Source organism: Streptomyces sp. NPDC060209, assembly GCF_042728155.1.
In the GTDB taxonomy this organism is placed as follows: domain Bacteria; phylum Actinomycetota; class Actinomycetes; order Streptomycetales; family Streptomycetaceae; genus Streptomyces.
The window spans coordinates 1-18,570 of sequence record NZ_JBHWZS010000167.1; the positions used below are offsets into that span (position 1 = coordinate 1).

Genomic DNA, 18,570 nt, shown 5'->3' on the forward strand with positions numbered 1-18,570 from the left:
GAGGGACCCGCTGGGGTGCTCCGAGGGCGGAGCCGACGTGCTCCCGGGGAAGGAATCGAACCCTCATTCAATGGACCAAAACCATTTGTCCTGCCATTAGACGACCCGGGATGGTCTGTGGCGTTATGTCCGATTCTCTTGATCGGTGCATTTCGCAGCCCCTACTATGCCGCACCACCAGCCCTCGATGCGACGGTACAGGTCCGCACTTTTCAGAACTCGGACCACAAGGCAACCCCGGTAACCCTCGCCTGTGTTCTTCCGATTCGTCTTCGGGGAGTGCCTTTTGAGTGTGGTCTTGCCGAACGCGGAGGCTGTGGCGCCCGTGAGGTCGGCCCAGTAGCGCTCCGCCGCTGCGACGTCGGCCGTCTCATGGATGTGGACGTGGAACCGGAGGTGCTCCGGAGGTACGCCCAGGAGGCGTAGCCATGCGAGGTAGGTGGAGATCATGTCGGGGTCGCTGTTGATGAAGGTGACCCTCTCCTGCGAACGGTGGGGCTTCGACTTGGACCCCTCCGCCCAGTAGAGGCCCACGCCGACCAGGAAGAGCTCGCGTGGGCTGAGTGAGCCGATCTCGGCCTCCGCCGCCTTCCTCGTCCGTACACGTTCGGCATCGCGCCGTTGAAGAGTTGCTTCCCAGCCGCGACGAGCGATCTCGGAGGCCTGCTCGGCGGTGCGTTTGCGTTCCGGCTTCGGTAGATCCCGTACCCATAGCGAGATCGACCCCTTGGAGCACCCCAGCTCCATCTGGATCTGGTCATAGGTCATGCCCCGGAGCCGCAGCTCCCGGGCCTTCACGCGTAGGTCGTCCTTGGCGTTCGGGCGCTTCGTCCACTCCGGCGCCGGCTCGCCCTCCAGGAGGCGGTTGAGGATGTCGTTGTTGTCGACGAGCAACCGGTCGCGGATCTGGCGACGGCTCAACCCCTCCCTTCGCAGCGCGATCGCCTTCTCGCGCAGCCCCTCGAAGTCCGCGTACTTGCCATTGGCATGTGTCATACGGACAGCGTCGTCCGGAATGCGAACGTCCGGGTCGAAAGTGTGCTCGGTTCACCGGTTCGTGCGATCTGCCTGCGTTTGTGGCGTGACCGGTCACTTTCTGTGCTGACGGAGTCTCCGGAAAAAGAGATGCGTCCGCCCGTAGGCTGGATGCCATGACCGCAACGGGGGCAGACCGGGAAGCGGCGGGTCCGACCACCCGCGGCTACTGGTGGTGGGAGCGGCGGCGCAGTGTCGCCCTGGACGTGGGACTGGCGCTGGCTTCGGCGCTGGAGTGCGCGCTGGAGGGGGTGGAGTTCGCCGAGAACACCGGGCTGCCGGTGCCGCTCGCGGTGCTCTTCGGGCTGCTGGCTGGATCGGTGCTGGTGCTGCGCAGGCGCTGGCCGATCGCGGTGGTGCTGGTGTCGATAGCGACGACTCCGGCCGAGATGGGCTTCCTGATGGGGATCGTCGGCCTGTACACGCTGGCCGCCTCGGAGGTGCCGCGCAGGATCACCGTCGTGCTGACCGGGATGACGTTGGTCGGCACCTTCATCGTGTCGTACGTGCGGCTGCGGCAGAGCGTCGACGCGAATGCCGATTTCGGGCCGGGTGTCTGGTACGTCCCGGTGGTGTCCCTCTTCATGTCGCTCGGGCTGACGGCGCCCTCGGTGCTGTTCGGCCTGTACATCGGGGCCAGGCGCAGGCTGATGGAGAGTCTGCGGGAGCGTGCGGATTCGCTGGAGCGGGAGCTGTCGCTGCTGGCGGACCGGGCGGAGGAGCGGGCCGAGTGGGCGCGTACGGAGGAGCGGACCCGTATCGCCCGGGAGATGCACGACGTGGTGGCGCACCGGGTGAGCCTGATGGTGGTGCACGCGGCGGCGCTGCAGGCGGTGGCTCCGAAGGATCCGGCGAAGGCGGTGCGTAACGCCGCGCTGGTGGGGGACATGGGCCGGCAGGCGTTGACGGAGCTGCGGGAGATGCTCGGGGTGCTGCGGAGCGGGGACGCTCTGGTGGCTCCGCAGGCGGGGCGGGTGCCGCTGGCTTCGGTGGGGCGGGCGGCCGCCGCGGCTGCGGCTGTGTTGGAGGACGGGCCGCGGTTGTGCGAGGTGGAGGCTCTGGTGGCGCAGTCCCGTGAGGCGGGGATGACGGTGGAGCTGTCGGTGGAGGGGGAGCTGCGTCCGTATGCGCCGGAGGTGGAGCAGACGGCGTACCGGGTGGTGCAGGAGGCGTTGACGAACGTGCACAAGCATGCGGCGGGTGCGAAGACGTGGGTGCGCCTGGCGCATCGGGGGGTGGAGGTGGCGATGCAGGTGGAGAACGGTCCGTCGGACGGTGCGGCGGAGGATGCGGGGCTGCCGAGTGGTGGCAACGGTCTGGTGGGGATGCGGGAGCGGGTGCTGGGGCTCGGGGGTGTGTTCGTGTCGGGCCCGACGGATGCGGGGGGTTTCCGGGTGTCGGCGGTGCTGCCGGATGCCGGGACGGCGTGAGGGCGTCCCCGGTCGGGCGGTGGGGCGGGTGCAGGGGTTTTCAGCCGGGGTGAGGTCAGCCGGGGGTGAGGCGTGTGGGCTGCACTCCGGTCATGAGGGTTTCGAGGGCGCGGTCGATGTCGGAGCCGAGGTACCAGTCGCCGGTGTGGTCGATGGAGTAGACGCGGCCTTCGTTGTCGATGGCGAGGACTGCTTGGCCGTCGCCTTCTTCGCCGAGGGGGGCTACTTCGGTTCCGAGCGCGCGTCCGAGGTCGCCGAGTGTGCGTGCGAGGTGGAGTCCGCCGAGCGGGTCGATGTGCACGGTGGTGGTGGCGATCTGCCGGCCGGGTGCGGACGAGGTGATGTGGAGGCCGCCGAATTCGGCCCAGGCTTCGACGGCCGCGGGGAAGACGGCGTGCTGGTGTCCGGCGGGGGAGGCGTGGGAGCGGAGGGCGTCTGCCCATTCCTCGGCCTGGCGGATGTCCCAGCGGCCTGGTTGCCATCCCGCGTCGCGGAGTGCGGCGTCGACGGCGACGGGGAAGCGGGTGGTGGAGGTGCGGCTCTGTTGGCCGGGTACGTCGGTCCGGTCGTGCATGGTGGTGTGCTCAGCCCTTCTCGGCGGTGGTCGCCGCACTCGTGGTGAGGTCGACGGGGCGGACGCCGAAGTGGGCGAGCATCTCCGTACAGGAGCGGCAGGGGGGCGCGTAGCTGCCGTGGAGTGGGTCGCCGTCCTCGCGGATGCGGCGGGCGGTGAGGCGGGCGTGCTTGAGTGCGCGGCGGGCTTCACCGTTGGTGAGCGGTTTGCGCTGGGCTCGTTTGGAGCGGCTGTCGTCGGCTGCGGTGAGCTGTCGTGACAGGAGTATGGCTTCGGGGCAGCGTCCGGTGAAGCGTTCGCGCTGGTTGCTGGTGAGGGTGTCGAGGAAGTCCTGGACGAGCGGGTGGAGGACGGGTGGCTGGTCGCCTTTGCCCGCGGTGCAGGTGAGTGTTTCTCCGCGTACGGACAGGGCTGCGGCCACCGCGGGCAGGATGCCGTCGCGGCGGTGGTGGAGTTGGGGTGCGCGGTTGGGCTCGGTGGTGCTCCAACTGAGTCGCGGGTCTCCGGATGTGACTGTTTGTGCTGTGTGCATGGTGCTGGTGTCCCTCCCTGCAATCCCCCGAGTTGCGGGGGACAGCCTGCCAAATATGCAGGGTGGTGGGGAAGCTGGGTGGGTGAAACGTGTCTGCGTGTCGCGGCTCGGCGGTCCGGTTGTCGCATGTCCGTCACGCGTCGGTGACGTTCGGTGAGTGGGGTGCGGGGGCGGGGGGCCTTGTTGCGTCACCGCATAGGCTGTGCGGAACACCAGACGCAGCAGGGGGCAACCGCCATGACGACAGGTCGGCTCGGGCAGCAAGCCGCGCCACCGAATGCGGCCTATGCCGGGCAGGTCGTGCATTTCCCGGATCCTGTCCGGGCGTCCCGCCACCCTAGGGGTGTGCGTGTGGACGGGAACGGCTATCCGGTGCTTTCGCCGTACGCGCGTGCTGCCGCGGAGATCGCGGATCCTCCGCCGGGTTTCGGTATCGACGAGCTGCGGCTGACGGATTACGTGTCGGCGAACGCGGCGTTGGCGGCGAGTGGTCATGAGCTGTGGGACACGATTCCCGCGGTGGCGACCCCGCACGGCTGGACGTGGCATCACGTGGCGGGTGGCCGGCGGATGGAGCTGGTGCCGGTCGAGGTGAAGGCTCTGCTGCGTCATCACGGTGGGCTGGCGACGGCGGCTGTGGATCAGGACCGTCGGGGTACGCGGCCGCTGCAGGAGACGCGGCCCGCTCATTTCCGGCTGCCGAAGGCTTCTGTGGCGGTGGGGGAGCAGCAGATCCTGGGTGTCGAGGAGGATCTGGGCTATCGGCTTCCGGGTGCGTACCGGTCGTTCCTGAAGGCGGCCGGTGGTTCGGCTCCGGTGGGTGCGGCGTTGGACGCGGAGCTCGGTCTGCTGGTGGATCAGCCGTTCTTCACGGTGCGTGAGGAAGCGGCTGTGAATGACCTGGTGTACGTCAACAAGTGTCTGCGGGATCACTTCACGAAGGATTTCCTGGGTGTGGGTTTCGTCCAGGGCGGCATCCTCGCGGTGAAGGTGCGCGGTGGTGGTGTGGGGTCGGTGTGGTTCTGCGCGTACGACGATGCGCGGGACCAGGACGGCTGGGGTGTGCAGGAGCGGGTGGATCGGCTCCTGGTGCCGTGCGGTGAGGATTTCGATGCTTTCCTCCAGCGTCTCGCGGGTAATCCGCCGGAGCTTGAGACGGTGGCGAACCTGATGGTGGACGGTGGCTTCGCGCGGGCCGTCCCGGTGGAGGGGTGAGCGCGGTGGTGACGTTCGCGCAGGCGCAGGAGCGGGCGGATGAGTGGGTCAACGGTGACGTGCCCGCGTATCAGCACCGTGAGGTCCGGGTCCGTGAGTTCGAGCTGGGTTTCGTGGTGTGGGCCGAGGACCGTGCGGAGGGCCCTGTTTCGGACGGGGGCCGTCAGCGGCTGGTGATCGCCCGGGACAGCGGTGAGGCCACGTTGTGGCCCGGGCTGCCGGTGGGCGAGGTGATTCGGCGGTACGAGGAGGGTTACGGGACGTCCGCGGAGGCGCGGCCTGCTCCGGAGCCGCCGCAGCGTATCGATCTGAATCAGACGTCGTTCCTGCTGACTCCGCCGGAGTGGCTCCAGGAGGCGGCGGACAAGCTGGGGATTCCGGACCGGCGTGCTGAGGCGGATGCGCCTGCTCCGGCTCCGGCATCGTCTTCCTCTGTTCCCGCTCCGGGTCCTTCCTCTCCTTCTCCTTCCGTTCCGGCACCGGCGCGTGGCGATTCGGGGGCGTTGTGGCCGGCTGCCGGTGGGCAGGCGGATCACGAGCCGACGGCGAACGACGGGGTGCCGGCCGGGGGGACTCCTTGGGCGGGTACGGACACGAACGCGGGTCCGGACGAGGGTGCGGTGCCGCTGCCCGCGACGGTGTTCGCGCCGCCGCTTTCGGGGTCGGACGACGACGGGACTCCGCCGCCTGTCGTTTCGGCGGAGGCGCCCACGGCGCTGATGTCGGGTGGGAGTCGGCTGCCGCCGACCGCGGTCGTTCCCGGGCTGGATCCGCAGGCGCCGCCTCCGGGGCGGCCTGCTCCTTCTGCGGCGGTTCCCGGCAGCCCGGCTCCTGCCGCGCCACGGGGCGCGGGGGACATCGCGGACGCGGCTACGAGCAAGGCCGCCGTGCCGCCGCGGGGTGCGCGGGGGACGGGGCCGACGACTCCGCCGCCGCCCGGGGCGCCCGGTACGCCGGGGGTGCGGCCGGGGGCCACTCCGCCGCCTTCGGGGCCGGGTGCTCCGGGTGCGCCCGCGGGTGGTTATGTGCCGACGCAGCTCGTCTCGCAGCTCGGTCCTCCCGGGGCGCCGGCTCCGGGTGCGACGCCGCCTCCGGGCGCGCAGCCGCCGCCTCCTCCCGGGCCTCCCGGTCCGCCCGGTTCCACGCCGCCTCCGGGTGGCGGGATGCATCACGCCGCGACGATGTTCGCCGATGCGAGCATCGGTGGCCCGAACGCGCCGCGTCCTCCGGGCCCGCCCGGTCCTCCTGCTCCTCCCGGCCCTCCGGGTGCTCCGGGTGCTCCGGGTGCGATGCCGCCGCCTCCCGGCTCGACGCCGCCTCCCGGTCCTCCCGGTCCTCCCGGTCCTCCCGGTCCTCCTCCGGGCGCGACGCCGCCTCCGGGTGGCGGGGTGCACCATGCCGCGACGATGCTGGCCGGTCCGGGTCAGGTCGGTCCGGGTGCGCCGCAGCCTCCGGGGCCTCCTGGTCCGCCCGGGATGCCGGGCCCGGGTCAGGGTCCGCACACTCCGCCGCCTCCGGGGGCGTACGGCTATCCGCAGCAGCCGACGGGTCAGCCGACGGTCGGTCCGGGCTATCAGGCCGTGCTGCGTTTCCGTGCGGCCGACGGCAGTGAGCAGCAGTTGATCCGGCGTTCGGCGCCGGGTACTCCGCATCCGGAGTGGCAGATGCTGCATGAGCTGCGTGCGATGAACGTGCCGCCGCAGCAGGTCATAGAGCTGCACACGGAGCTGGAGTCGTGTGAGCTTCCGGGTGGTTACTGCGCGCGGATGATCAGGGAGACCTGGCCGCAGGTCCGGATCACGAGTGTGGCGCCGTACGGTACGGATCACGCGAGCCGGCAGCAGGGCATGCAGCATCTGCTGACGCATCAGGGTGAGCTGCATCAGGTGGCGGACGGTCCGGCGCGGCCTGCTCCGGTGCGGGCGCCGTTGCCGCAGATGCCGCCTGCGATGGCGGTGCCTCCGGAGGCGTTGGCGGAGGAGCTGCACGGGGCGTTCGGTCCTGGTGTGCTGCGTTTCGACCAGCGGGCGGTGTCCCGTCAGGGTGTGCCGGAGGTGGTGGCGCGGACGCTGGTCTGGGCGGGGCTGCCCGCTGATTTCGGGCCGTTCTTCTGGGCGCAGCCGGGTCACCCGGTGGTGCCGACTCTGGCGGAGCTGGCGGCGCAGCGTCAGGTGCAGCCGGCGTCGGACGCGGGTTCGTATCTGGTGATGGGTTCGGACTTCGGCCGGGCGATCTGTGTGCAGTACGGGACGGCGAACATCGTGGCCGTTCCGGTGGAGGCGGGGCCGGGTGGCCAGCCGGTGCCGCCGCAGTTCGTGAACACGGGGCTGCCGGAGTTCGTGCGGTCGATGGCGTTGCTCGGCCGGATGTGGCGGCTGCGGTTCGGGTTGAATCCGGAGCAGGCCGGCCGGTGGACGGTCGATTTCCAGGCGCAGCTGGTGGCCATCGATCCGGCGGCGCTGGCGTCGCCGGAGGGCTGGTGGTCGGTTCTGCTGGAGCAGATGTGGGACGGGCTGCTGTGATCCGGTCCGACCGGGTCTGATCTGTTGTGTGCGAGAGGCGCTCGTCCCCTGGTGGGGCGGGCGCCTTTTGTGTGGGGTTTTGTGATGCGGGTCGCTTCCGTCCTGAATGCAGCTGATCGATTCCGACTTCCGGGCCAATTACCGCATCCTTGACGTATTGCTTCATGGTCGGGGCGTCGGAGAGCGGGAAAGAGGGCTTCAGGGATGAGTGGTGGACCGGTGTCCGCGCACGGTTTTGTCGGCGTACGGGGGCGTGGTTACCGCCCTGAGCAGGTGGACCGCATGGTCGCCTCGCTGGCGGCGGAGCGGGACGGGGCCCTGGAGCGGCTCTCGCGGCTGAACGGACTGGCGGAGGAGCTGGCGGCGGAGTCGGCGCGGCTGGGTGAGGTGGTGGCCTCGCTCGCGCCGCAGACGTATCAGTCGCTGGGGGAGCGCGCGCAGCAGATCCTGGCTCTGGCGGAGGCCGAGTCGGAGGAGGCGCGGGGCGCGGCGCTGGAGGAGGCGCAGGCGCTTCGGGATGCTGCGGACGCGGCGGGCCGGGAGGTCCGCGAGGCGGCGCGCGAGCAGGCGGCGGCTGTGCGGGACGCGGCGGATGCCCGTGCGGAGGAGGCGCTGGCCGAGGCGCGGGATGGGGCCGCGGCGCTGGTGGAGGGGGCGCGCCTGGAGGCCGGGGAGGTGCGTGGGGTTGCGGAGGCGGAGATGGCCGAGACGCGTCGCCGTACGGCGGGTGTGCTGACGCATCAGGAGCAGGAGCATGCCGAGCGGGGCAAGGCGGCGGATGCGGAGTTCGCGGGGGCGGAGGCCGCCACGGCGGAGCGTGAGGCGGAACTGACGGCCCGCGGGGAGGCGTTGCTCGCGCAGGCGCGTCGGGAGCTCGCGGAGGCGGAGGAGGCGGCCCGGCACGGCCAGGAGGACGCGGAGGCGCGGGCGGCGGAGCTGGTGTCGGGGGCCAGGATGGCCCAGGAGCGCGTGGTTCGGGAGACGGAGCGGGTCCTGCGGGAGCACGAGGAGGGCCGCGAGGAGGTGCAGGCGCACATGACGCACGTACGGAATTCGCTGGCGGCGCTGACGGGGCGTGCGGCCGTGGACCCCGCGGAGTAGCTCCGCTCCGGGGCGCTGGCGTGGTGTCCTTGCCCGGGCCGGTCAGTCGCTGACGGCCCTCCGGTCCTGTGTGTCCTGGCCGGGTTCGACCGAGAACACCTGGTCGAGCCCGGTGACGCGCAGGACGCGGAGAATGGGGCCGGGTACGGCGGCCAGCGCGATGTCGGCCCCGGCGGCGGCCGCGTGGTTGCGGGCGACGATGAAGGCGGTGATTCCGCTGGAGTCGCAGAAGTCGAGGCCTTCGAGGTCGAGTACGAGCCGTCGGCCCGGCGTGAGGGCGAGAGCTGTCACCACCCGGCGGAGTTCGCCGGCGGTGCTGAAGTCGAGCTCTCCCGCGAGATGGAGCACGTGGCCGGTCGCGGTGTCCCGGACGGTTGTCGTCAGTGGGCTCATGGCAGGGTGTCGCTCGCAGAGTGGGGCCGGGTGGTGGGTACGCCGAGGGCCAGGAGGGCGGTGTCGTCGTCCAGGCCGTCGCCGAAGCTGTTGAGCAGGCCGGTCAACGCCGTGACGACCTGCTGCGGTCCGGTGCCGGAGAGGCCTGCCGCGAAGTCGCGCAGGGCCTCGTCCCCGAACAGTTCGCGCTTCTCGCCGGTCCGGGCCTCTGTGAGACCGTCCGTGTAGAGCAGGAGGGTGTCTCCGGCTGTCAGCACGGTTCTGGTGGCGGCGAAGTGGGCTGCGGGCAGGATGCCGACGAGGAGGCCTCCGGGGGTGGGGAGGTAGTCGGCCCGGCCGTCCTGGCGCAGGACGAGTGCCGGGGGGTGCCCTCCGGAGGCGAGCTCGACCGTGACGGTGTCACCGTCGGGTTCGAGGACGCCGAAGACGGCGGTGCAGTAGCGCGGATCTCCCGTGGCGTACCGCTCGTGAAGAACGGTGTTGAGGGTGGTGAGCGCTGCCACGGGGTCCGGGTCGTGGAGCGCCGCGGCCCTCAGGGTGTAGCGGGTCAGGGAGGTCACGGCGGCGGCCTGGGGGCCTTTGCCGCAGACGTCGCCGAGGAAGAAGGCCCAGCGTTTGTCGTCCAGGGGGAACAGGTCGTAGAAGTCCCCGCCGAGACGGTCCGGTGAAGCGGTGTGGTAGTGCGACGCGGCTTCCATGCCCGGCACCGGGGGGAGCTGCGCGGGGAGCAGACTGCGCTGCAGCACCGCGAGTGCTTCCTGCAGCCGTTCGCGGTCCTCCTCGGCCTGCCTGCGAGCCTCTTCGGCGACCCGGCGCTCTCGGAGCAGTTCCTGTTCGTAGGCGCGCCGGTCACTGGCGTCGAACAGTGTCGTACGGATCAGCAGGGGCCGACCGTCGCCGTCGGTCTTCGTCAGGGAGCTGACGAGCACGGGGAGCCGGCCGCCTTCGGCCGTCCTGACGTCCAGGGCGATGCCGCTGATGCTGCCCTGCATGCTCAGGAGGGGGGCGAAGTGGGTGTCGTGGTAGATCTTTCCGCCGACGGTCAGCAGGTCGGTGAAGCGCATGCGACCCACGACGTCGTCACGGGAGAGGCCGAGCCAGGTCAGCAGGGTGGTGTTGATCTTCGCGACGGTTCCGTCCATGAGGGTGGACAGATAGCCGCAGGGCGCGGAGTCGTAGAGCTCCTCGGCGCTGTCCTCCAGCATGGAGGTGAAAGCCGCGTCGGTGGAGGCGGTCTCCTCGCCCTCCGGCGGGTCGGGGGTCTGGCCGGTGCGGCACGTCACGACGGGCTTCCGACGAAGTCGGCGATGGCTGCCACGGTTGCTTCCGGTGCGCTCAACTGCGGGCAGTGGCCGGTCGCATCCAGGGTGACGAGGCGGCTGCCCGGGATGTTCGCGTGGACGTATGCGCCCACTTCCCGGGGGGCGATGGCGTCCTGCGAGCACTCCAGGACCAGCGTGGGGACGCTCACCGCCTTGAGGTCCTCGCGGGTGTCGGACAGGAACGTGGTCCGGGCGAAGACGCGGGCGATGGCCGGGTCGGTGGCGCAGAAGCTGTTGGTCAGTTCCTCACCGAGTTCGGGGCGGTCGGGGTTGCCCATGATCACCGGTGCCATGGCCGCCGACCAGCCGAGGTAGTTGGATTCCAGGGACTCCAGGAGCTCCTCGATGTCCTCGGCGCTGAATCCGCCGCGGTATCCGGGGGCGTCGACGTAGCGCGGGGAGGGGCAGACCATGGTCAGCGAGGAGAACCGGTCGGGTGCCGCGGTCGCCGCCAGTACGCCGGCCATGGCGCTGACGGAATGCCCGACGAACCGGACCTCGCGCAGGTCGAGCGCTTCGCAGATCTCCACCATGTCGCGGGCGTATCCGTCCAGCGCGCCGTAGCGTGCCTCGCTCCACGCCGTGAGGTCCGAGCGGCCCGATCCCACGTAGTCGAACTGCACGACGCGGAAGCTCCCGGCCAGCGCGGGTGCCACCAGGCGCCACATGTTCTGGTCACAGCCGAACCCGTGGGCCAGGAGGAGGACCGGTGCGTCCTCAGGGCCTGTCACGGTGACGTTGTTCCTGCTGACTATGTCCATGCGGGCATCCTCGCACTCCCGGGCCGTGGCCTTGCCCGGGCCCGTCGCCCGTGGCCGGGGCGCCGGCCGGGAGCCCCGCGGGCGGTCAGCGCCTTCCGGCGGGCGGGGCGCCCGCGAGGATCCAGGGCTCGACGGCCTCGTACTGGCGGCGCTGCCCGGTGGTGTCCCTGTCCCGGCCGCGTACGGTGCCCAGCCAGCCGGCCAGGAAGCCGAAGGGGATGGAGACGAGTCCGGTCGTGGTGAGCGGGAACCAGTTGAAGTCGCGGTGGGGGAAGACGGATCCGGGGGAGCCGGAGACCAGGTCGGTGCCGGTGATCAGGACGAGCACGCAGGCGGTGCCGCCGATGAGGGTGCAGAGCAGGCCGGTGCGGGTGTAGCGGCGCCAGAACATGCTGTAGACGAGGGCCGGGGCGATGGCGGACGCGCCGATGCAGAAGGACAGGGTCACCAGCGCCTGGACGTTCCAGTGCCGGGCGAGGACGGCGAGGGTGACGGCGAGTGCTCCGACGCCGATGGCGGCGCCCTGGGCCGTGGCCATCTCGGTGCGGTTCTTCATCGGTCCGCCGGTCCGCAGGCCGTGGGCGAACAGGTCGTGGGCGAGGGAGTTGGCGCAGGCCAGGATCATTCCGGCGACCGAGGCCAGCAGGGTCAGGAAGATCGCCGTCGTCATGGTGGTGACGACGAGCGCCCCGATCTCTCCGCCTCCCGCGACGGCGCCGGTGACCTGGAGGATGGCGCTGTTGCCCTGTGCTCCGGCGGCGGTGATGCGGTCATGTCCGACGAGGGCGGCTGCTCCGAAGCCGATGACGGCGAGGAGGGGGCAGAGGCAGACGACGACGCAGACGGCCCAGGAGAGGGAGCGGCGCACTGCCCGGGCTTCGCGGACGCTCGTCATCCGCATGGTGATGTGGGGCAGGCAGGCGGCGCCGAGTACGACGGTCAGTTCGGAGCTGATCATGTCGAGTTCGTTGCCGCCGAACTGGAGTCCGGAGTGCAGGTAGGCGGTGCCCGCGCCGCTGCCGGTCTCGGCGGCGCGCAGGAGGGCGCCGGCGTCCCAGTCGAATCGGTTCAGGACGAGTACGGAGACGAGGAGTCCCGCGCCGAGTAGGGCGACGGTCTTGATGATCTGGATCAGGGCGGTGCCCTTCATGCCGCCGATGGCCGCGTAGCCGATCATGACGACGCCGAGGGTGATGATGGATCCGGTGCGGAATCCGGAGCTGTCGAAGCCGAGGATGAAGGCGAGCAGGTTGCCGCTGCCGGCGAGCTGGACGACCATCAGCGGCAGGAGGGCGGCGAGGGTGACGGCGCAGGAAGCGATGCGCGCGGCCCGGCCGGGGGCCCGGCGGGTGAGCATGTCGCCCATGGTGAACCGGCCCGCGTTGCGCAGTGGTTCGGCGAGCAGGAACATCAGCAGGACCAGGGACAGTGCCGTGCTGAGGGCGAGTACGAGGCCGTCGTGGCCGGTGAGGGCGATGACTCCGGTGGTGCCGAGGACGGTGGCGGCGGAGAGGTAGTCGCCGGCGATGGCGAGGCCGTTGCGCAGGGGTGAGAGCGAGCGGTAGCCGGTGTAGAAGGCGTCGAGGTCGTCGCGGTCGGGCCCGGTCATGACGCAGAGCAGCAGGGTGACGCTGGCGACGGCGATGAACGCGGTGAGGGAGAGCGTCTGGGCGGACTCGTCGAATCCGTTCACCGGCCCGCTCCCGTCCTGCGGTCCGCTGCCGGTGTGCGGAGGGAGCCGTGGCCGGCCCGGGCGCGGAGTCCGGCGCTGAGCGGGTCGACGGTGCGGCGGGCGGTCCATTCGTAGACGGCGATGGCGGCGAGCGTGACGGGGAGCTGGCACAGGCCGAGGAGGAGGCCGGTGGTGAGTCCGCCGTCGCCGACGGGGTGGGTCATGAGGGCGGGGGCGTAGCCGGACAGCAGGAGGAACAGGCTGAAGTAGCCGAGTGCGGTGAGCGTCGAGGCGCGGCGCAGCAGGCGGTAGGCGGTGCGCAGCCGCCGGAGGTCGCTGTGGTGCCCGGGTGCCGGGGCGGTGCCCGGTGCGGGCGGGCGGCGGGGCGGTGGCGGGGGCGGCGAGCTCTGCCAGGGCATGAGGTAGTCGCCGGGGTACGGGGGCGGTGCGGGGCGGTTGGGGTGCGGGGACTGCCGGGGCGGGTGCGGGGGTGGCTGCGAGTCGTGCGGCATGGCAGTGCTCCTTGCATGGCTCGGGCCCGGGGTCGGGCTGCAAGGCAGGTGCGCGGGCGCGCCTTCGGGAGCGCGTACGTTACTCGCGGGTATCGCGGAGGGGGAGGGTTACGGTCGAACTACCTTAGGTAACACGCCAGTTGTCTAGTCCTGCGGCGCCTGGGGGGCGCTCTCGTGCTCGTTCAGGACGGGGAAGCGTCGCGGGGCCAGGAGGACGAGCACCAGCAGGGCGAGAGCGGCGGCGACCGCGGCGCCGGTGAACACGTGGTCGACGGCTGTGTCGACGGCCCTCCGCAGATGGTCCGTCGCGGCGGCGGAGAGGGCCGCCGGGTCCTCCAGGGCGTGCGAGACCGCGTCCAGGTCGCCGGGCAGCCCCGGGACCGGGGCGTCGGCCAGCCGGGAGGCGAGCACACCGTTGGCGACGGCCCCGAAGAGCGCGGCGCCCAGGCTCTGGCCGACCTGGCGGCAGAAGAGCACGGACGCCGTGGTCGTCCCCCGCTCGGTCCAGCCGACCGTCGACTGGACCCCGACGATCAGCGGGAGCTGGAAGAGGCCGAGAGTCGCGCCGAGCAGCAGCATGAGCAGGGCGGGCTGCCAGGCGGCGCCGGGGTAGGGCAGCAGCGGGAAGCAGAGCAGGACCAGCAGGGCCCCGGACATGCCGATGATGGCGGTGCGGCGGAAGCCGATGCGGTTGTAGACCAGGTCGGAGAGGGCGGCGGAGACGGGCCAGCTCAGGGTCATCACGGACAGGACGAACCCGGCGGCGATCGGGCCGAGTCCGAGGACGGACTGGGCGTAGGTCGGCAGGAAGACGGTCGGCGCGACCATGAGCAGCCCCATCGCGCCGAGGGCGAGGTTGACCGAGGCGATGGTGCGGCGCCGCCAGACCCAGCCGGGAATCACGGGTTCGGCGGCGCGGCGCTCGATGAAGACCGTCAGCGCGGCCAGAGCGGCACTCGCCCCCAGCAGCCCCAGCGAGGGGGCGGAGAGCCAGGGCCAGGCGACGCCGCCCTGGACGAGAGCGGTCAGCAGGAGCGCGCCGGTGGCGAAGACCGCGAGGGCGCCCGCCCAGTCGATACGGGGCCGGGTGCCGGGGCGCGGCCGGACGGGTTCGTGGAGGTGACGGACCACCAGCCAGAGGGCGACGGCGCCGACCGGGAGGTTGATCAGGAAGATCCAGCGCCAGTCGGCGTACGCGGCGAGAAGCCCGCCGACCGCGGGTCCGGCCACGGCCGAGGTGGCCCAGACCGTGGACAGTTTCGCCTGGATCTTCGGCCGTTCCTTGAGCGGGTACAGGTCGGCGGCGATGGTCTGCACCGTGCCCTGGAGTGCGCCGCCGCCGAGGCCCTGGACGACACGGAAGGCGATGAGGGCGGCCATGTTCCAGGCGGCGGCGCAGAGCAGGGAGCCGGCCAGGAAGAGGATGATGCCGGCGATCAGGACGGGCTTGCGGCCGAAGGTGTCGGAGAGTTTCCCGTACACCGGAAGGGTGACGGTCACGGCGAGCAGATAGCCGGAGAAGAGCCAGGAGAAGACGGAGAAGCCGCCGAGGTCGCCGACGATCTGCGGAACGGCGGTCGCGACGATGGTGCCGTCGATGGCGGCGAGGCCCATGCCCAGCATGAGGGCCGCGGCGACCGGGCGGCGGCCGCGGTCGGTGTCCGGTGCACTGTCCGGGGCGGCCGCCCCGTGCGCCGCTTCCGGGCTGTCCGTGTCGCCGATGCCGTCCGTGCCGCCCACAGGGGTCCCTTCCCTATGCATCTATTTCCTGGGGGTCACTGTCTCACCGCCCGTGGCTCCGCGGGAGCCGCAGGCCGAAGGGTGAGACCCCTACTCAGGTCTCGTCCTTGAGGCCCGGACCCCTAGGGGGAGCTACGTAGTTGTGTCCAGGGATCGTTCCTCCCGCCGGAGGACGAGACATGGGCACCCCGTTCCTTAACGTGTTCCTACAGCGCTGATGTGGCCCGCCGCAGGGGGAGGGGTGGGGAAAACCCCACTTGAAGACTGCGCCGGGCACCAGCGCGCCCGACCCCCTTCGCACCCGAGACTCGAGACGTACACAGAGACGTCCGCGCATCGACCGACATAGGAGAAAAACCGTGACAACGGCTGTAACCATTCCCAGGCACGGGGACACTGGAGGGCGTACGGCCGTCGCTGCGCGAGCGCGGCAGGTCGTCAAGGCGTACGGCGCGGGCGAGACCCGGGTCGTGGCGCTCGACCACGTCGACGTGGACATCGCACGGGGGCAGTTCACGGCGATCATGGGCCCGTCCGGGTCCGGCAAGTCGACCCTGATGCACTGCCTCGCGGGCCTGGACACGGTGACCTCGGGTCAGATCCACCTGGCCGACACCGAGATCACCGGCCTCAAGGACAAGAAGCTCACCCAGCTGCGCCGGGACCGGATCGGCTTCATCTTCCAGGCGTTCAACCTGCTCCCGACGCTCAACGCGATCGAGAACATCACGCTGCCGATGGACATCGCGGGCCGCAAGCCCGACGCCGCCTGGCTGCGGCAGGTCGTGGAGACCGTCGGTCTCGCCGAGCGGCTCAAGCACCGGCCCACGCAGCTCTCCGGCGGTCAGCAGCAGCGCGTCGCGGTGGCCAGGGCGCTCGCCGCCCGGCCCGAGATCATCTTCGGTGACGAGCCCACGGGGAACCTGGACTCGCGGGCCGGTGCCGAGGTGCTGTCCTTCCTCCGCAAGTCGGTCGACGAGCTCGGCCAGACCATCGTCATGGTCACCCACGACCCGGTGGCCGCCTCCTACGCGGACCGGGTCCTCTACCTCGCGGACGGCTCCATCGTCGACGAGATGCAGAACCCGACGGCCGAGCAGGTCCTGGACCGGATGAAGGACTTCGACGCGCGCGGGCGGACGTCATGACCGTCTGGAAGACCTCGATGCGCAACTTCCTCGCGCACAAGGGGCGGATGGCACTCTCCGCCGTGGCCGTCCTGCTGTCGGTGGCGTTCGTGTGCGGCACGCTCGTCTTCACCGACACGATGAACACCACCTTCGACAAGCTCTTCGCGGCGACGTCCGCAGATGTCACGGTCAGCCCGAAGGCGGCGAAGACCGACGACGTCCCCGAGAACGGCAAGCCCGAGGCGCTCCCCGCGTCCGTCGTGGCCGAGGTCGCCGGTGTGGACGGGGTGAAGAAGGCAGAGGGCGCGGTCAGCAGCATGGCCGTCACGCTCGTCGACAGCCACAACAAGAACCTCGGGTCCGACACCGGTGCCCCGACGATCGCGGGCAACTGGACCGAGAACGACCTGCGGTCCATGGAGATCACCTCGGGCCACGCCCCGCGCGGCCCGACCGAGGCCATGATCGACGCCGACACCGCGGAGAAGCACCACCTGAAGCTCGGCGACGAGGTGCGCACGATCGCCGTCACCGGTGACATCAAGGCGAAGATCACCGGCATCGCCGCGTTCACCGTGACCAACCCCGGCGCGGCCGTCGTCTACCTCGACACCGCCACCGCGCAGCAGAAGCTGCTGGGCGCCACCGGCGTCTTCACGCACATCTCGGTCACCGCCGAACCCGGCGTGAGTGACCCCGAGTTGAAGAAGAGTGTCGCCGCGGCCCTGGGTGACCCGGCCACGTACAAGCTGCAGACCCAGAAGGAGGCCGCCGCCGCCAACAAGGACTCCATGGGCTCCTTCCTGGACGTCATGAAGTACGCGATGCTCGGCTTCGCCGGGATCGCCTTCCTCGTCGGCATCTTCCTGATCGTCAACACGTTCTCGATGCTGGTCGCCCAGCGCACCCGTGAGATCGGCCTGATGCGGGCCATCGGCTCAAGCCGCAAGCAGGTCAACCGGTCCGTGCTCGTCGAGGCGGTGCTGCTGGGCATCGTCGGATCGGTGCTGGGCGTCGCCGCCGGCATCGGTCTCGCCGTCGGGCTGATGAAGCTTATGGGCGCCATGGGGATGGAGCTGTCCACCAAGGACCTCACCGTCGCCTGGACGACCCCGGCGATCGGGCTGGCCCTCGGCATCGTCGTCACCGTCCTCGCCGCGTACATCCCGGCCCGCCGGGCCGGAAAGGTCTCCCCGATGGCCGCCCTGCGGGACGCCGGAACCCCGGCGGACGCCAAGTCCGGCTGGATCCGGGCGGCACTCGGCCTGGTCCTCACCGGGGCCGGCGCCGCCGGCCTGTGGGCGACGACCCGGGTGGACGAGGCGAGCGAGGGCTCGCTCTACCTCGGTCTGGGCGTGGTCCTCACCCTCATCGGCTTCATCGTGATCGGCCCGCTGCTCGCCGGTGCGGTCGTGCGGGTGCTCGGTCTCGTCGTCCTGCGGCTGTTCGGCCCGGTCGGACGGCTGGCGGAGCGCAACGCGCTGCGCAATCCACGGCGTACGGGAGCGACCGGCGCCGCCCTGATGATCGGCCTGGCGCTGGTGGCCTGCCTCTCGGTCGTCGGCTCCTCCATGGTGGCCTCGGCCACGGACGAGCTGGACAAGTCGGTCGGCACGGACTTCATCGTCCAGTCGAACACCGGCCAGCTGATCGTGCCGCAGGCCGCGGAGGCGATGGAGAAGGTGCCGGGCATCGCGCACGTCACCGACTACAAGGTCCTCGCCGCGAAGCTCACCAACCCCGACGGTTCGACCGGCGACGAGCAGGTCACCGCCGCCGACCCGACGTACCCGCAGGACCTGCGGCGCAAGACCGTGGCAGGCGACCTGTCGAAGGCGTACGGCCCGGACTCCATGTCGGTCGGCTCGGACTACGCCACCCTGCACAAGATCGAGGTCGGGGACGAGATCACCGTCGCGTTCAAGGCCGGCGAGACCGCGAAGCTGAAGGTCGCCGCGATCACCTCGGACGACACGACCGTGGACCAGGGCGCGATGTACGTCAACGTCACTACCGCCGAGCGATACGTCGCCGCCGACAGGATGCCGACGAACATGATCATGTTCGCCTCGGCGGAGGACGGCAAGGAGAAGGAGGCGTACGCCGCCCTCAAGGGCGCGCTCGCCGAGTACCCGCAGTACAAGGTGCAGAACCAGGCCGACTTCAAGGAGGACCTGAAGGACCAGATCGGCCAGCTGCTGAACATCGTGTACGGCCTGCTCGCCCTGGCGATCATCGTCGCGGTGCTCGGTGTGGTGAACACCCTGGCCCTCTCGGTGGTCGAGCGGACCCGTGAGATCGGCCTGATGCGGGCGATCGGTCTCTCCCGCCGCCAACTGCGGCGCATGATCCGGCTGGAGTCCGTGGTCATCGCCCTGTTCGGCGCGCTGCTCGGGCTCGGCCTGGGCATGGGCTGGGGCACCTCCGCGCAGAAGCTGCTGGCCCTGGAAGGGCTCGGGGTCCTGGAGATCCCGTGGCCGACGATCCTCACGGTGTTCGTCGCCTCGGCCTTCGTCGGACTGTTCGCCGCTCTGGTCCCGGCCTTCCGGGCCGGCCGGATGAACGTCCTGAACGCGATCGCCACGGACGGGTGACGGGTCCGGACGTAGGATGACGGACCTGATCCGGCCC

15 protein-coding genes and 1 tRNA gene are annotated in these 18,570 nt (G+C 70.8%); 6 read left to right on the forward strand and 10 right to left on the reverse strand.

Features of this window, described 5'->3' with window-relative positions; genetic code table 11:
- Nucleotides 1–40 precede the first annotated feature (40 nt).
- A tRNA-Gln gene (locus ACFWFI_RS27050) sits at nucleotides 41–111 on the reverse strand.
- 12 nt (nucleotides 112–123) lie between these two features.
- Complete coding sequence (locus tag ACFWFI_RS27055) at nucleotides 124–996, reverse strand: hypothetical protein (protein ID WP_387394906.1); 873 nt, start codon at nucleotides 994–996, stop codon at nucleotides 124–126.
- Nucleotides 997–1,151: 155 nt separating this feature from the next.
- On the opposite strand from ACFWFI_RS27055, the gene ACFWFI_RS27060 reads away from it, so the two are divergent.
- Nucleotides 1,152–2,465 (forward strand): sensor histidine kinase, encoded by a 1,314-nt coding sequence (locus tag ACFWFI_RS27060; RefSeq protein WP_387394907.1) that lies wholly within the window; start codon nucleotides 1,152–1,154, stop codon nucleotides 2,463–2,465.
- A gap of 55 nt (nucleotides 2,466–2,520) precedes the next feature.
- Here the strand turns inward: ACFWFI_RS27060 and ACFWFI_RS27065 are convergent, their stop codons facing one another.
- Both ACFWFI_RS27065 and ACFWFI_RS27070 read right to left on the reverse strand, forming a co-directional pair.
- On the reverse strand, nucleotides 2,521–3,039 hold the full coding sequence (locus ACFWFI_RS27065) for an SUKH-3 domain-containing protein (protein ID WP_387394909.1): 519 nt from the start codon (nucleotides 3,037–3,039) through the stop codon (nucleotides 2,521–2,523).
- Between the two features lie 10 nt (nucleotides 3,040–3,049).
- Nucleotides 3,050–3,571, reverse strand: a complete 522-nt coding sequence (locus ACFWFI_RS27070; RefSeq protein ID WP_387394911.1) for a YwqJ-related putative deaminase — start codon at nucleotides 3,569–3,571, stop codon at nucleotides 3,050–3,052.
- Nucleotides 3,572–3,808: 237 nt separating this feature from the next.
- On the opposite strand from ACFWFI_RS27070, the gene ACFWFI_RS27075 reads away from it, so the two are divergent.
- The 3 genes from ACFWFI_RS27075 (at nucleotide 3,809) to ACFWFI_RS27085 (ending at nucleotide 8,409) form a co-directional block, all read left to right on the forward strand.
- Nucleotides 3,809–4,786 carry an SMI1/KNR4 family protein gene (locus ACFWFI_RS27075; protein WP_387394913.1) on the forward strand — a complete coding sequence of 326 codons (978 nt, stop codon included), beginning with the start codon at nucleotides 3,809–3,811 and terminating at the stop codon, nucleotides 4,784–4,786.
- Nucleotides 4,783–7,308: an SUKH-4 family immunity protein gene (locus ACFWFI_RS27080; protein WP_387394915.1), complete on the forward strand. Its 2,526-nt coding sequence runs from the start codon at nucleotides 4,783–4,785 to the stop codon at nucleotides 7,306–7,308. Before ACFWFI_RS27075 ends, ACFWFI_RS27080 begins: the two co-directional genes overlap by 4 nt.
- A gap of 204 nt (nucleotides 7,309–7,512) precedes the next feature.
- Nucleotides 7,513–8,409, forward strand: a complete 897-nt coding sequence (locus tag ACFWFI_RS27085; RefSeq protein ID WP_387394917.1) for a cellulose-binding protein — start codon at nucleotides 7,513–7,515, stop codon at nucleotides 8,407–8,409.
- A gap of 42 nt (nucleotides 8,410–8,451) precedes the next feature.
- Here the strand turns inward: ACFWFI_RS27085 and ACFWFI_RS27090 are convergent, their stop codons facing one another.
- The 6 genes from ACFWFI_RS27090 to ACFWFI_RS27115 form a co-directional block, all read right to left on the reverse strand.
- A complete protein-coding gene (locus ACFWFI_RS27090) occupies nucleotides 8,452–8,802 on the reverse strand; it encodes an STAS domain-containing protein (protein WP_387394919.1) in 351 nt (116 codons plus the stop codon).
- Nucleotides 8,799–10,085, reverse strand: a complete 1,287-nt coding sequence (locus tag ACFWFI_RS27095; protein ID WP_387394921.1) for a PP2C family protein-serine/threonine phosphatase — start codon at nucleotides 10,083–10,085, stop codon at nucleotides 8,799–8,801. Before ACFWFI_RS27095 ends, ACFWFI_RS27090 begins: the two co-directional genes overlap by 4 nt.
- Nucleotides 10,082–10,885, reverse strand: a complete 804-nt coding sequence (locus tag ACFWFI_RS27100; RefSeq protein WP_387394923.1) for an alpha/beta fold hydrolase — start codon at nucleotides 10,883–10,885, stop codon at nucleotides 10,082–10,084. Before ACFWFI_RS27100 ends, ACFWFI_RS27095 begins: the two co-directional genes overlap by 4 nt.
- Before the next feature lie 85 nt (nucleotides 10,886–10,970).
- Nucleotides 10,971–12,578, reverse strand: coding sequence for a sodium/solute symporter (locus ACFWFI_RS27105; protein WP_387394925.1), 1,608 nt, complete (start codon nucleotides 12,576–12,578; stop codon nucleotides 10,971–10,973).
- Entirely contained in the window at nucleotides 12,575–13,069 is a 495-nt protein-coding gene (locus tag ACFWFI_RS27110; RefSeq protein ID WP_387394927.1) for a DUF485 domain-containing protein, read from the reverse strand. The genes ACFWFI_RS27105 and ACFWFI_RS27110 overlap by 4 nt, the downstream gene beginning before the upstream one ends.
- A gap of 144 nt (nucleotides 13,070–13,213) precedes the next feature.
- The gene (locus ACFWFI_RS27115) at nucleotides 13,214–14,830 is read right to left on the reverse strand and encodes an MFS transporter (RefSeq protein ID WP_387394929.1); all 1,617 of its coding nucleotides are present in this window, start codon (nucleotides 14,828–14,830) and stop codon (nucleotides 13,214–13,216) included.
- 338 nt (nucleotides 14,831–15,168) lie between these two features.
- On the opposite strand from ACFWFI_RS27115, the gene ACFWFI_RS27120 reads away from it, so the two are divergent.
- Nucleotides 15,169–15,957 (forward strand): ABC transporter ATP-binding protein, encoded by a 789-nt coding sequence (locus ACFWFI_RS27120; protein WP_387394931.1) that lies wholly within the window; start codon nucleotides 15,169–15,171, stop codon nucleotides 15,955–15,957.
- Nucleotides 15,954–18,533, forward strand: a complete 2,580-nt coding sequence (locus tag ACFWFI_RS27125; protein ID WP_387394932.1) for an ABC transporter permease — start codon at nucleotides 15,954–15,956, stop codon at nucleotides 18,531–18,533. The genes ACFWFI_RS27120 and ACFWFI_RS27125 overlap by 4 nt, the downstream gene beginning before the upstream one ends.
- Nucleotides 18,534–18,570: the final 37 nt, after the last annotated feature.